The sequence below is a fragment of the Rossellomorea vietnamensis genome (genome assembly GCF_001305855.1).
GTDB classification, from domain to species: Bacteria; Bacillota; Bacilli; order Bacillales; family Bacillaceae_B; genus Rossellomorea; species Rossellomorea vietnamensis_A.
The window spans coordinates 249,951-263,288 of sequence record NZ_LIXZ01000001.1; the positions used below are offsets into that span (position 1 = coordinate 249,951).

Annotated in this window: 11 protein-coding genes; 2 read left to right on the top strand and 9 right to left on the bottom strand. The window is 43.4% G+C overall.

Annotated elements, in window-relative coordinates; all coding sequences use genetic code 11:
• The first annotated feature begins 1 nt into the window (after position 1).
• On the top strand, positions 2–1,669 hold the full coding sequence (gene rnjA / locus AM506_RS01245; RefSeq protein ID WP_060670011.1) for a ribonuclease J1: 1,668 nt from the start codon (positions 2–4) through the stop codon (positions 1,667–1,669).
• Between the two features lie 47 nt (positions 1,670–1,716).
• Here the strand turns inward: rnjA and AM506_RS01250 are convergent, their stop codons facing one another.
• From AM506_RS01250 to AM506_RS01280, 7 genes are all read right to left on the bottom strand, one after another.
• Positions 1,717–2,373 carry a potassium channel family protein gene (locus AM506_RS01250; RefSeq protein ID WP_060670678.1) on the bottom strand — a complete coding sequence of 219 codons (657 nt, stop codon included), beginning with the start codon at positions 2,371–2,373 and terminating at the stop codon, positions 1,717–1,719.
• 105 nt (positions 2,374–2,478) lie between these two features.
• A complete protein-coding gene (locus tag AM506_RS01255; protein ID WP_060670013.1) occupies positions 2,479–3,492 on the bottom strand; it encodes a cytochrome d ubiquinol oxidase subunit II in 1,014 nt (337 codons plus the stop codon).
• A 56-nt stretch (positions 3,493–3,548) separates the two neighbouring features.
• Positions 3,549–4,886, bottom strand: coding sequence for a cytochrome ubiquinol oxidase subunit I (locus tag AM506_RS01260; RefSeq protein ID WP_060670015.1), 1,338 nt, complete (start codon positions 4,884–4,886; stop codon positions 3,549–3,551).
• A 247-nt stretch (positions 4,887–5,133) separates the two neighbouring features.
• Complete coding sequence (locus AM506_RS01265) at positions 5,134–6,957, bottom strand: ABC transporter ATP-binding protein (RefSeq protein WP_060670017.1); 1,824 nt, start codon at positions 6,955–6,957, stop codon at positions 5,134–5,136.
• Positions 6,958–6,967: 10 nt separating this feature from the next.
• Positions 6,968–8,722 carry an ABC transporter ATP-binding protein gene (locus AM506_RS01270; protein ID WP_060670019.1) on the bottom strand — a complete coding sequence of 585 codons (1,755 nt, stop codon included), beginning with the start codon at positions 8,720–8,722 and terminating at the stop codon, positions 6,968–6,970.
• A gap of 205 nt (positions 8,723–8,927) precedes the next feature.
• Complete coding sequence (locus tag AM506_RS01275; protein ID WP_060670021.1) at positions 8,928–9,383, bottom strand: TlpA family protein disulfide reductase; 456 nt, start codon at positions 9,381–9,383, stop codon at positions 8,928–8,930.
• Between the two features lie 112 nt (positions 9,384–9,495).
• A complete protein-coding gene (locus AM506_RS01280) occupies positions 9,496–10,038 on the bottom strand; it encodes a peroxiredoxin (RefSeq protein WP_060670023.1) in 543 nt (180 codons plus the stop codon).
• A gap of 343 nt (positions 10,039–10,381) precedes the next feature.
• Between AM506_RS01280 and AM506_RS01285 the strand changes: the two genes are divergently transcribed.
• Positions 10,382–11,248 carry a mechanosensitive ion channel family protein gene (locus AM506_RS01285; protein WP_060670024.1) on the top strand — a complete coding sequence of 289 codons (867 nt, stop codon included), beginning with the start codon at positions 10,382–10,384 and terminating at the stop codon, positions 11,246–11,248.
• 105 nt (positions 11,249–11,353) lie between these two features.
• On the opposite strand, the gene AM506_RS01290 is transcribed toward AM506_RS01285, so the two are convergent.
• Both AM506_RS01290 and dapD read right to left on the bottom strand, forming a co-directional pair.
• The gene (locus AM506_RS01290; RefSeq protein ID WP_060670026.1) at positions 11,354–12,472 is read right to left on the bottom strand and encodes an N-acetyldiaminopimelate deacetylase; all 1,119 of its coding nucleotides are present in this window, start codon (positions 12,470–12,472) and stop codon (positions 11,354–11,356) included.
• A 115-nt stretch (positions 12,473–12,587) separates the two neighbouring features.
• On the bottom strand, positions 12,588–13,295 hold the full coding sequence (dapD, locus tag AM506_RS01295; protein ID WP_060670028.1) for a 2,3,4,5-tetrahydropyridine-2,6-dicarboxylate N-acetyltransferase: 708 nt from the start codon (positions 13,293–13,295) through the stop codon (positions 12,588–12,590).
• Positions 13,296–13,338: the final 43 nt, after the last annotated feature.

Sequence of the window (13,338 nt, forward strand, 5' to 3'; positions counted from 1 at the left end):
CATGAAATTTGTAAAGAATGACCAAACCGCTGTATTTGCCCTTGGCGGTTTAGGTGAAATCGGTAAAAACACATACGGCGTACAATTCCAAGACGAAATTATCCTGATCGATGCAGGAATCAAATTCCCTGAGGACGAACTGCTCGGTATCGATTACGTGATCCCTGATTACACGTATCTCGTGAAGAATGCAGATAAGATCAAGGGGCTGTTCGTCACTCACGGCCATGAAGACCATATCGGAGGAATCCCCTATTTACTTCGCGAGTTAAATATCCCAATATACGGTGGGAAGCTTGCGCTGGCACTTATCAAGAACAAACTTGAAGAACACGGATTATTACGTAATGCGAAATTAAATGTCATCCAGGAAGATGATGTTGTGAAATTCCGCAAAACATCTGTAACCTTCTTCAGAACGACACACAGTATTCCGGATTCTTACGGAATCGTTGTCAAAACACCACCTGGAAATGTTGTGCACACAGGTGACTTCAAATTCGATTTCACGCCGGTTGGTGAACCCGCGAACTTAACCAAAATGGCTGAAATCGGAAAAGAAGGCGTTCTTTGTCTTCTGTCTGACAGTACTAACGCTGAAGTTCCAAACTTCACTATGTCAGAACGTAAAGTCGGAGAAAGCATCAATGATATTTTCCGTAAAGTGGACGGAAGAGTCATCTTTGCTACCTTCGCTTCGAATATTCACCGTCTTCAACAAGTGGTTGAAGCAGCAGTGTTCCATAATAGAAAGGTTGCTGTTTTCGGAAGAAGCATGGAAGCAGCCATCACGATTGGACAAGAATTAGGATATATTAACGCTCCTAAAGATACATTCATTGAACATAATCAAATCAATCGCCTTCCAGCGAATGAAGTGGCTATTCTGTGTACAGGTTCCCAAGGTGAACCGATGGCAGCATTATCAAGGATTGCAAACGGTACCCACCGTCAGATCCAGATCCAGCCTGGTGATACTGTTGTATTCTCTTCTTCACCAATCCCGGGGAATACAATCAGTGTCAACCGTACGATCAACCTTTTATATCGTGCCGGTGCAGAAGTCGTCCATGGACCATTAAGTGATATCCATACATCTGGTCATGGTGGACAACAAGAAATGAAGCTGATGCTTCGTTTGATGAATCCAACCTTCTTTATGCCGATTCACGGAGAATTCCGTATGCAGAAGATGCACGCTCAGCTTGGTGTCGATTGCGGAGTGCAAGAGGAAAACTGCTTCATCATGGATAACGGTGAAGTACTCGCATTAAGCAATGATTCAGCACAGGTAGCCGGGAAAATCCCTTCTGGAAACGTCTATATCGATGGAAGCGGTATTGGTGACATCGGTAATATCGTCCTTCGTGACCGCCGTATTCTTTCAGAAGAAGGCCTTGTGATTGTCGTTGTCAGCATCGACATGAAGGATTTCAAGATCGCTTCCGGCCCGGACCTTATTTCAAGAGGATTCGTCTACATGCGTGAATCAGGCGACCTTATTAATGAAGCGCAAACGCTCATTTCTAAACACTTGAACAAAGTGCTTGAAAGAAGAACGTCCCAATGGTCAGAAATCAAGAATGAAATCACTGATACACTTGCTCCATTCTTATATGAAAAAACGAAACGTCGCCCGATGATCCTACCAATCATCATGGAAGTATAATAACGAAAGAAGAGGCTGGCCCAAATGGGTCAGCCTCTTCTTTCGTTTTACAATACCTTTTTCTCAAATCGGTTAATATCCGTATCGGCCCCAATGACAATGAGAATGTCCCCTACGCGGATTTGTTCATCGGCTTGTGGGGAAACGATGATATCTTTTTCCCTTTTGATCGCCACGATGTTGATTCCGAACTGAGCACGGATATCTAAATCGATCAGGGAGTTTCCACTGAGGTGTTCATTGGCAACGATCTCCACGATGGAATGTTCATCTGACAACTCCAGATAATCCAGCACGTTATTTGAAATGATATTATGAGCAATCCTTCTTCCCATATCCCTCTCCGGATGAACGACCTGGTTCGCCCCAATTTTACGGAGCACCTTTTCATGATAATCATTCTGTGCTTTCACGGTAATCTTCTTGACGCCGATTTCCTTTAACATCAATGTCGTCAGCACACTGGACTGGATATCATCTCCGATCGCGACAATTACATGATCGAAATTACGGATCCCGAGGCTCTTCAATACGGATTCATCGGTCGAATCCGCCACAACGGCGTGTGAAGCGATGGAAGAAAATTCATTCACTTTGTCCTCGTCATTATCGATTGCCATAACCTCCATGCCTTGATCCGTCAATGATCGAACGATACTGCCGCCAAACCGGCCCAAGCCTATAACTACAAACTCTTTTTTCACCATGTATCCCCCCGCACTCTCTATGACTATATTTTAGCATAAAAAAAAGGAGAAAATGAAATTTCTCCCTTTTCTTTTCTGTATTTCATTCGAGTCCAATTCGCGCTACTTGTTTCCTTTCACATAATCGGCATCGAACAAGAATAGCCTCATTAATAGATAAAGTGAAGGGATCAGTAACAGCAAACCGGCAATAAACACAATGACCAATGCCATCCCCATCGTCGGGTTCGTGACACCCGTTTCAATCGTGATGAACGGCTTGAGGATGTATGGTAAATGCGATGCCCCATAGCCGAAGAAAGCAAAGAAGAATTGCAGCATGACCAGGATGAAGGCCAGGCCAAAGCTCTTTCTCCTATAGATAAAAAATGAAGCGCCAAGAAAGCACACGAGGGATAATCCGAACATCCACCATATTTCAATGGCGCTATTGAAATGCTCGGGATTATGCTCCCTTAAAGACACGAACACCAGTAAACTCGCTAAGATCGTAGGAGGGCTCCAGAACAGTGAAAACTTCCTCAGTTCCTCCCTCGAATCCATATCCCCTGCGCGATTCGCATAATAAGTCAAAAATGTCGCGCTGATAAATAAAACTGATACGATCGACAGGACGACTACGCTCCATGAATAAGGACTCGTGAACAGCTCACGGGCCAGGAAAACGACCTTATCACCCTGCTCCTCCAAAAAACCGCCCTCTGATATGGTCAATGCCGTTGATAATGAAGCTGGAATCAATAACCCCGTGGCTCCATATAAAAACAAGTAGATGATATTGTCTTTTGAGCCATAATTTCCAAAAGCATAAAAGCTTCCCCTGATGGCAAGCAGGATGATCGCGATACTCCCTGGAAGCAATAATGCCGTCCCATAATAATAAGCTGCATCAGGAAAAAAGCCGACCAAACCGACAAAAAAGAAGACAAAAAAGACGTTCGTTACTTCCCATACCGGAGAAAGATATCGACTGATCAATACATTTAAAGTATGCTCTTTCCCTTTCATTCTACCGTAAAAGGCGAAAAAGCCGGCTCCAAAATCAATCGAAGCCACTATCAGATAACCATATAGGAAAATCCACAGGACCGTGATCCCCACGATTTCCAAACTCATACCCATTCCTCCCTCTTAACAAAATCAGTTGGCCCCTCTATTAGGAGCATCACAAGCTAACTCGCTTTTTTAGGAAATCGTTGTTCCAATTCAGCCTCTGCCGGCTTATTTTTAAACATTTTAATTAATACAATGACACACAGTACGCCAAGAAGTATATATAGACCTACAAAGAGTGCGAACGTAAGGCCAACCCCGTCTGCCTTTGTTGCTGCCTCTGCGACCTTCATATATCCACGCAAAATCCATGGCTGCCGCCCAACCTCCGCGTATATCCAGCCAAATTCAATTGCAAGCATCGCAAGCGGTCCACTGGCCACGATCCCCCAAAGCAATCCTTTATTCCATTCATTTCGTTTTTTCCACTTCCAGAATAAGATAAATGCCCCAGCAATGAAGATACTGTAAAATCCGATCGACACCATCAAATCAAATAAATAGTGTACCCATAAAGGCGGCCGCTCGTCTTCAGGAAATTCATTCAACCCGATAACCTCTGTATCAAATGAACTTCCAGCAAGAAAGCTCAAGAATCCTGGTAATCGAATCTCATTATGGACTTCGTTATTTTCATCAAGCGTCCCGAAAACGATTAAATCGGCATTCTCTTCCGACTCAAAATGCCACTCTGCCGCCGCAAGTTTCTCAGGCTGATATTCAGCCAGGAACTTAGCCGATAAATCTCCTGCCAGAGCAGAACCAAAAGCGAAAATCAATGCAGATACCATCGTTAAACGAAGGGCTTTCTTATGATAGTCCCCTCCCTTTTTACGGAGGATCGCAAATGCTGTGATGGCTGCCAGTATGAGGGCAGAAGTTAAGTATGCCGTCGTCAGCACGTGAAATACTTTGGTTGGTGTCGCGGGATTTAGCATCGCTGCAATCGGATCGATATTAATCGCCTTTCCATCTTCCAATTCGAATCCCTGCGGCGTATTCATAAACGCATTAACCGTCGTAATGAAAAGGGCGGAAGCCGAAGAACCGATCATCACCGGTATCGTAAGCAGCCAGTGAATCCATTTATTCTTAAATCGATCCCACGTATAAAGGTAAATCCCCAAAAAGATGGCTTCAAAGAAAAACGCAAAAGTTTCCATAAATAAAGGCAGGGCAATCACCTGCCCGGCCACCTGCATAAACGATGGCCATAACAAGGACAACTGAAGCCCAATCGCAGTTCCGGTCACAACCCCGACAGCCACCGTAATCGTAAATCCCCTCGCCCATCTCCGTGCAAGCAAAAGGTAATGAGGATCATTTCGTTTGATCCCCATGAACTCGGCTATGGAAATCATAACCGGAACCCCTACCCCAATCGTTGCAAAAATAATATGGAATGCAAGGGTTGTCGACGTGAGCATCCTGCTCAAAATCACACTATCCAAAACCATTCATTACTCCCCCTACCGAATTACTTTTTATCGTAAACAGCTCTTTCCTACTGTTTATCACTTATTGTTCATTATAAAACCTGCGGGTAAGTTTGTGAAGTATTGAACATGAATATTTTGTGACATTTTTCACAAAGTTTCCTCCTTAAGAATCTTCCATTTTGAATAGCTTATCTGCCATTCAAATATGACAGCCTCCACAACACACAAAAAACCCCACACACCAGTGCGGGGCTCCCAACAAAACTCACATCGCATCCAACATCCTGAACTGCGATTTCACCAGTGCAAAATAGTCTCCTTCTTGTTCCATCAATTCGTCGTGGTTTCCGGACTCTTTGATTCTGCCATTTTCAAGAACAAAAATATTGTCGGACTCACGTATTGTGGATAAGCGGTGGGCGATGATGATCGCGGTACGGCCGTTCAGTAACTTCTTCAATGCGTTTTGGATCTTAACTTCTGTTTCTGTATCGATGGATGCTGTCGCTTCATCCAGGATGATGATTCGTGGATTCGCCAATAGGGCACGTGCGAAGGACAATAATTGTCTTTCACCGACAGATAACACATTACCCCGTTCTTCGACTTCCGTTTCGTAGCCATTGGAGAGCTTTTCGATGAACTCGTTTGCACCGATGGCTTCAGCTGCCTTTAAGACCTCTTCATCGGATGCACCCGGGCGTCCGAATCGGATATTATCCATGATCGTTCCTGAGAAGATGAATGTATCCTGCAGGACGATGCTGATTTGACTTCGTAAACTTGAAACAGATGCATCCCTTAAGTCAACTCCGTCAATCTTCACCACGCCGTTTGTCGGATCGTAAAATCGGCTGATAAGATTCGCAATTGTCGTTTTTCCTGATCCTGTATGTCCGACGAGGGCTACGGTTTGCCCGGCTTTCATTTCCAAATTGATGTCCCTGAGTGCTTTACGTTTGTCATCATAAGAGAATTCCACATGTTCGAATTGAATTCTTCCCTTGATATCGTTCAGATTCAAGGCATTCTTCTTTTCGTTTACGATCGGTTGTTCATCCAGGAATTCAAAGATTCGCTCTGATGAAGCCATCCCGATCAACAGCTGATTATATACCTGCCCGAGCCTTGATATCGGCTCCCAGAACATGCCCAGATAGAATGCGAATGAGACGAATTCACCAAGTTCCAGTGAACCATTTTGAATCAGATGGGCACCAAACCAAATAAGTACAGCAGTTCCAATGGCATTCGTTAATTCCACGAGTGGACGGAACATGGCATTCTTCTTTGTGGCCGTTCTCCAACTATCGAAGGTCTCTGTGTTGACTCCATCAAAGAAGGCCATATTTTCTTTTTCCTGGGTGAATGATTGGGTCACCCGGATTCCCTGAATGCTTTCATTCAAATGGGAGTTTAGTTTCGATTGCTTGAGCCTTACCACTTGCCAGGATTTGCGTATTTTTTTGCGCAAGCTTGTTGAAATGAAGAACATGATCGGCAAAATGACCATGACGGCAAGCGTCAGTTCCGGACTTAACGTAAAGAGTATGACGATGATTCCGATTAGCAGAATGATGTCCATTAACAGGTTGATGACACCATTCGTGAAAAGCTCCTGCAGGGAGTTGATGTCATTCATGATCCTGACAAGGATGGATCCTGCTGAACGCTGATCAAAGAAACGATGGGAAAGCCACTGTACATGACTGAATAGATGTTTTCTCAGGTCATAGATGACCCCCTGACCCAATTGATTCATCCACTTTATTCTGAGGACATTGGCTATATAATTCAAAACATATAGCCCCGCTATGACTCCCACAAGGGTAAAGAGAAGATTCTCATCTTTTTGCCTGATCGCTTTATCGAGTGTGTACACACCGATCAGGATCGGGATGATCAGCCTGACAGCCGTTGTAATCAGAACGGTGATGATGGACAAAGGCAACAGTTTTTTTGAATATGGTTTTAAATACGTCAGTAACCGATAAAGCTGTTCCCAGTTGAATGGCTTATCGATCACTTGATCGGTTGAGTAATGGAACCTGCTCAGAATGTTTTTATTCACTTTCTTTTTTTCATTCAAACCCTATCACCTACCCTTCCTGAGTTTGTAATATTTTTTTTTGGTCTTGGTATTGAATATCATAGATTCGCTGATATGGTCCGTTATTTTTCAGTAAGAAATCGTGAACCCCCCGTTCAACCACTTTCCCGTTTTCCAGGACGATGATTTCGTCTGCATGCTTAAGGGATGAAATCCGGTGGGCGATGATGAAGGTCGTGCGATCGGACATTACTTCTTTCAGCGCTCTCTGTATCCTGAATTCCGTTTCCATGTCCACGGCGCTCGTAGCATCATCAAGAATGAGGATCGACGGGTCGGTGCAAATCGCGCGTGCGATGGCGATCCGTTGTTTCTGACCGCCTGAAAGACCCAATCCCCTTTCTCCCAGCCTTGTGTCGTAGCCATCGGGCAATTCCGAGATGAAATCATGTGCCTCGGCACGTCTGGCTGCTTCGATGATTTCTTCCATGGAGGCTTCCGGACGGCCATATGAGATATTGGCTTTGATGGTGGAGGAGAATAAGAATGACTCCTGGAGGACGAATCCAATATTTTGACGGAGTGATTTTAACGAATAATCTTTTACATCCCTTCCATCAATGAGGATTTCTCCTTCATCCGGTTCATAAAAACGTGTGATCAGCTGGGTGATACTCGTTTTCCCTGATCCTGTGCCTCCGATTAGACCAATGACCTTGCCGGGTTCTGCCTTAAAGGAAATATCCTCAAGAGCCGCTTCGTCATGGACCGTGTAATTCAGTGATACGTGCTTGAACTCCACGTCGCCTTTCAGTCGATCAACATAAATGACCTCATTGTGATCCTTTATCTTCTCATCCACTTCCAGAATTTCCAGTAATCGCTCTCCCGATGCCTTGGATTGGGAAAAAAGGTTGATAGTAAATCCAAGGTTCATGATCGGCCAGATGATATACCAGACCAAACTGTAAAAGGCGACAAGCTCCCCTGGTTGAAGGTTTCCATTCATCACAAGATATCCGCCGTATGCAAGGAGTGTCACGACACTCACATTCCCCAAGAACTCCATAAGGGGGAAATATTTAGCCCAAATGTCCGATGTGAAAAGGTACTTATCTTTGTAATCACCATTGGAACGGTTGAATTTATTGATTTGAAAATCTTCACGGGAAAGTGATTTCACCGTATTGATCCCGGAGATGTTTTCTTGTACATTCGTGTTCAGCTTTCCGAAGGACTTACGGATACCGCGGAATGCCGGATGGACCGCCTTATCGAATTTGTATACGGCAATGGCCAGAAACGGCAAGGAAACCAGGGTGACAAAAGTCAAAGAAGGTGAATAGTAGAACATCACCCCAAAACTGACCGTCACCAGCAGGAAGAACCGGAGCAATTCCGAGAAACCAAATGATAAAAAGAACCGGAATGCCTCAACATCCGCCGTCAAGCGTGACATCAAGTCCCCTGTTTTGGCGTTATCATAATAACTGAACGGCAGGAATTGAAGCTTTTCATACAATTCGTTCCTCAGTCGGTAGACCGAAGTTATCCCAAAAAGATCCCCATTGTACTGTTGAATGAATGTGGCGATTCCTTTTAAGACCATGATGCCGATAAACCCGAATGCAAGGTACGGAATCCACTTATATTCCCCTTGGAGAATAACGTCGTCAATTGTAATTTGTAAGATGATTGGATATACCACGGTAATACCTGTAACAAAAATCAAAAAAATCATTGAAATGATAAAATGCCGTTTATAAGGCAAGTAAAAGGCTTTCAATTTTTTAAATGTATCCATAATTCCTCTCCCCTCCGTGTTCTATAAAAAAACAACGTACTACTAAATATATCGGCTTTCGAAATAATTATCTACCCTTTTTTTAGAATTTTTTCCTTTTTGTGAATTCTCCTTTAAATCTCACTATTCATGTATATTGTAAAAATGAAACCACAAAAAAAGATCGGTCTTTTGACCGATCTCTCCTCCATATTATGTTTGATCCCTATTCACTTTTTTCCATTTCATCCAGGACACGGTTCACACGCTTTTCAAGCATCTTCATACCGCTTCCTCCTGCCTGGAAGTGACGAAGGTTTCCATCTTTATCAAATACATAATAAGCGGGGACGTATTGGTTCTCAAATGCATCTGTCAATTTATGCTCACTGTCCACAAAGATCGGTTGAGTGATATCGTGCTCCGCAGCCACCTTTTTGATCTCGTCCAGATTTAAATCTTCCTCTGAACGTGGCATATGAACAGCCATTACGTTCAGTTTATCACTGTATCGGTCACGAAATTCATTTACCTGGGGCATCGCTTCTTTACAGAGGTGACAGGAAATCGACCAGAAGTGGATAAGAGTCGGCTTATCACCAACAAGATCCTTTTTTGTCACTTCTCCATTCAACCACTCGGTTGCTCCTGTCAGTTCCGGCATAGGTGAACGCAGTTTCATTTATATTGCCTCCTTCAATCAGTCTCGATATTTTCTGTCTGCAAGATGACTTTGTCCATTTATGTGTAAAAAAAAGACCTAACAAACGGTTAGGCCTCTATTCATTTTAAAATTATAAAGTTTTTTGACCTGGCTTCCAGTTCGCCGGGCAAAGTCCACCGGTTTGAAGTGCTTGAAGCACACGTAATGTTTCTTCAACGTCACGGCCGATATTGTTATGGAAGACAGCCTGGTATTGAAGTTCTCCTTCAGGGTTGATGATGTAAAGGCCACGAAGAGCCACACCCTCTTCTTCAATCAGAACACCATACTCACGGGATATAGAGTGGTTTGTATCTGCCGCTAATGGATAGTTTAATTCTCCAATTCCATTTGCATTGCGATCGGTGTTGATCCATGCTAAGTGTGTATGGATCGTGTCTGTAGAGACACCGATGACTTCTGCATCTAAGTCTTCAAACTCATCGTAACGGTCTGACATTGCTGTAATTTCTGTCGGACAAACAAACGTGAAGTCCATTGGGTAGAAGAATAATACTGTCCACTTATCGTTTTTCATATTTTCCTCTAAAGATACTTTACCGAATTCTTTATTTGGCATTACAGCGTCCATTTCAAAACGTGGAGCCTGTTTACCAACCATGCGTTCTGCCATGAATAAATCCCTCCAATGAATGTTTGATGAAATCATGTCTGTGAAAGGATGGCATTATAAGCCTGTCCATTTCAACTCACAATTTTCATTATATAGGATTGGATTTTTTTAGTCAATTATAATTAATGTAATATTATAATAATTATAATTAATTTCCATCATCCCTTAGTTGTTATTCCCAATTTCTATGTTATTTACTCTACTATTTCCACAGTTAAGTTTATCATGTATCAACCAGGGAATAAACCAGTATGCATTTTAAGGGGATATCTCCTTTGACATAACCTATGGAGTATTGTGTATACTAGAATGGTCATTATTTAATAGGAAAGGATGTTTTGGTTTGGGTTACATATTTGGTTTAACTGTTTTAAGTGATCGACTATCCAATTTCAATTGGGGCGGTCTATTAGTGACAATTGGAATAGGTGCACTGCAAATTTTAGCGATTTGGATCGCTTTTATCATTGTAAAAGGTGCGGCGAATAAAGTGATCGAAAGGATCTTTGACAAATATCGAAAGAGAAATGATGTATCAGATGGTCGCGCGCAGACATTGCAGTCCCTTTCAAAAAACATTATCGGCTATATCCTGATATTCGTTTTCTTTGTCACGATCCTGCAAATCTTCGGCATCCAGGTAACAGCGATCCTTGCCGGTGCCGGGATTATCGGCTTGGCCGTCGGATTCGGTGCACAAGGATTGGTAAGTGACGTCGTTACAGGGTTCTTCATTCTACTTGAGAAGCAAGTTGACGTGGGTGATTATGTGACGACTGGAAGCTTCTCAGGAATTGTGGAAGAGGTCGGATTACGGACGACGCATATCCGCGGATTCGATGGGACCCTAAACTACGTACCGAACAGGGAAATCACGAGTGTCAGCAATCACTCACGTGGAAACATGAGGGCACTTGTCGATATCGGTATTTCGTATGATGATGACATCGATAAGGCAATGGTCGTACTTCAACAGGTATGTGATACCATTGCACAGGAAGATGATAACATTGTCGATGGTCCGAACGTGCTCGGTGTGCAGACGCTTGGTGCCTCTGATGTAGTTCTCAGGGTGTTATGTAAAACAAAGAACATGGAGCAATGGGGAGTGGAACGAAAGCTTCGTAAAGCATTAAAAGAAGCCCTCGATCAAAATGGAATCGAAATTCCTTATCCTCATCAGGTTTACATTGAGAAAAAAGAAGACTGATGAAATGGGAAAAGGGAAGGCGCTGCCTTCTCTTTTTTCTTTGGATCTATTGAAACCAAAAAAATCACGGAACGTATCCAGGATACGTTCCGCAATAGTGATGGATTATTTTAATGAACCGATATAATCCGTAAGAAGGGTGATGGCAAAGTCAATGGCATCTTCATTCGGGTTTAATTTAGAATGATGGAGGCCGTATGGGGAGTCGACACCGAGCCAGAACATAAAGCCCGGTATTGCCTCAAGCATATAACCAAAGTCTTCTCCAGTCATCGCTTCTTTACAGATGACAAGATCCCGGTTGGTTTCCCGCAGGAAAGACATAAAATGGTTTGTCCATTTTGGATCATTAAACACCTGCCGGTACATGCTGCCATAACTCACTTCAATTTCACAGTCGTAGCTGATTCTCATTCCTTCGATCAATGCTTCCAGCCGCTCTTTCACACTCAGCATCGACTGAGGTGACAGGGTACGGATGGTCCCTTCCAATCGTGCCGTTTCTGCAATGATATTCTGGACCGTACCGCTTTCCATTTTCCCGACAGTGATGACGGCACTGTCTAATGGATCAACATTCCTGGAGACGATCGACTGCATTTGGGTGACAAAGGAAGAAGCAGCGACAATCATATCCTTGGTATGATGGGGGTAGGCAGCATGTCCTCCTTTCCCTTTAAAGTCTATGAATAGTTCAGACGTATTGGCAAACAGCAGCCCCTCTTTAACGGCAACCGTCCCGACTTCATATTCCGGGGCGATGTGGAGGGCAAATATACAATCGGGCTTCCATTCCTTCATGATTTCACTTTGTAGCATTGGTTGCGCCCCGCCTGGTCCTTCCTCTGCCGGTTGGAAAATGAAGAGAAGATCATCTTCTATTGGATGGTGAACAAAATGTGTAAGCACTCCCAATTCAATCGTCATGTGAAAATCATGTCCACAGGCATGCATCCTGCCTTCATGTGAAGAAGGGAATTCAAGCTCCGTTTCTTCCTGGATCGGCAGTCCATCAATGTCCCCACGGTACCCGATCATCCTTTTAGGTCTCGTGCCATGAACCTTAACAAAAAGGCCGGTTTTCCAAGTCTTGATCTCTAACCTGTCAGCTGGAAGAGTGTTCATATAGTTCATTAAGTATGCTTGAGTTTTAAACTCTTGAAACCCAAGTTCCGGAATTTGATGGAGATCTCTCCTGATCGATTTAAAATCTACTGTTGACATGGGAATCCTCCTTATAAACAGAATGTTGGATTGTAAAAACTGGATTCTACAAGAAAAGAACAGACGATAGCCGTCCGTTCTTTCTTCTATCTTCTATCTTCTATGATTGGCTGGATTACAGTTGACGTAATTCTTGTTTGATTTCTGTCTTTGATTTTGTTTTGTCATCAATATCTTTCAATTTCTTTGCAGGGGTACCTGCCACAACCGTGTATGGAGCAACATCATCCACGACAATCGCTCCAGCTGCCACAACAGCCCCTTTTCCAACCGTTACACCTTCGAGGACAACGGCATTGGCACCAATGACGACATCATCTTCAATAACCACGGGCTTTGCAGATGGTGGTTCGATGACTCCTGCAAGCACTGCCCCTGCCCCGATATGACAATTCTTTCCTACTGTTGCACGTCCACCGAGTACAACATTCATATCGATCATCGTTCCTGCGCCTACTACAGAACCTATGTTGATCATCGCCCCCATCATGATGACAGCATTGTCACCGATTTCGACCTGGTCACGAATAATGGCACCTGGCTCGATCCGGGCCTTCACTCCTTTAAGGTCAAGAAGAGGAATCGCAGAATTCCGGCGATCATTTTCCACTACATAGTCTTCGATTTTATCTTTATTTTCTTCAAGAATTGTAGAAAGCTCACTCCACTCTCCGAAAACCACCCCTGAAGTTCCTTGCAGGAACGTTTGGGCAGAACCGAAGTTGATCCCATCAAGATTTCCTTTTACATAAACCTTTACTGGAGTCGATTTAGTACTATTTTGAATAAAAGAAATAATTTCGTTTGCATCCATCATGTTCATAAGAATTCCCTCCGTAATTATGTATAAATTCAGAATTCGTTTC

What these genes read in the sequence shown, in the direction of transcription:
- rnjA (WP_060670011.1), top strand. Translation starts at nt 2, where the DNA reads ATGAAATTTGTAAAGAATGACCAAACCGCTGTATTTGCCCTTGGCGGT.
- AM506_RS01255 (WP_060670013.1), bottom strand. Translation starts at nt 3,492, where the DNA reads ATGAGTTTGGAAATCGTGGGGATCACGGTCCTGTGGATTTTCCTATAT.
- AM506_RS01260 (WP_060670015.1), bottom strand. Translation starts at nt 4,886, where the DNA reads ATGGTTTTGGATAGTGTGATTTTGAGCAGGATGCTCACGTCGACAACC.
- AM506_RS01270 (WP_060670019.1), bottom strand. Translation starts at nt 8,722, where the DNA reads ATGGATACATTTAAAAAATTGAAAGCCTTTTACTTGCCTTATAAACGG.
- AM506_RS01275 (WP_060670021.1), bottom strand. Translation starts at nt 9,383, where the DNA reads ATGAAACTGCGTTCACCTATGCCGGAACTGACAGGAGCAACCGAGTGG.
- AM506_RS01280 (WP_060670023.1), bottom strand. Translation starts at nt 10,038, where the DNA reads ATGGCAGAACGCATGGTTGGTAAACAGGCTCCACGTTTTGAAATGGAC.
- AM506_RS01290 (WP_060670026.1), bottom strand. Translation starts at nt 12,472, where the DNA reads ATGTCAACAGTAGATTTTAAATCGATCAGGAGAGATCTCCATCAAATT.
- dapD (WP_060670028.1), bottom strand. Translation starts at nt 13,295, where the DNA reads ATGAACATGATGGATGCAAACGAAATTATTTCTTTTATTCAAAATAGT.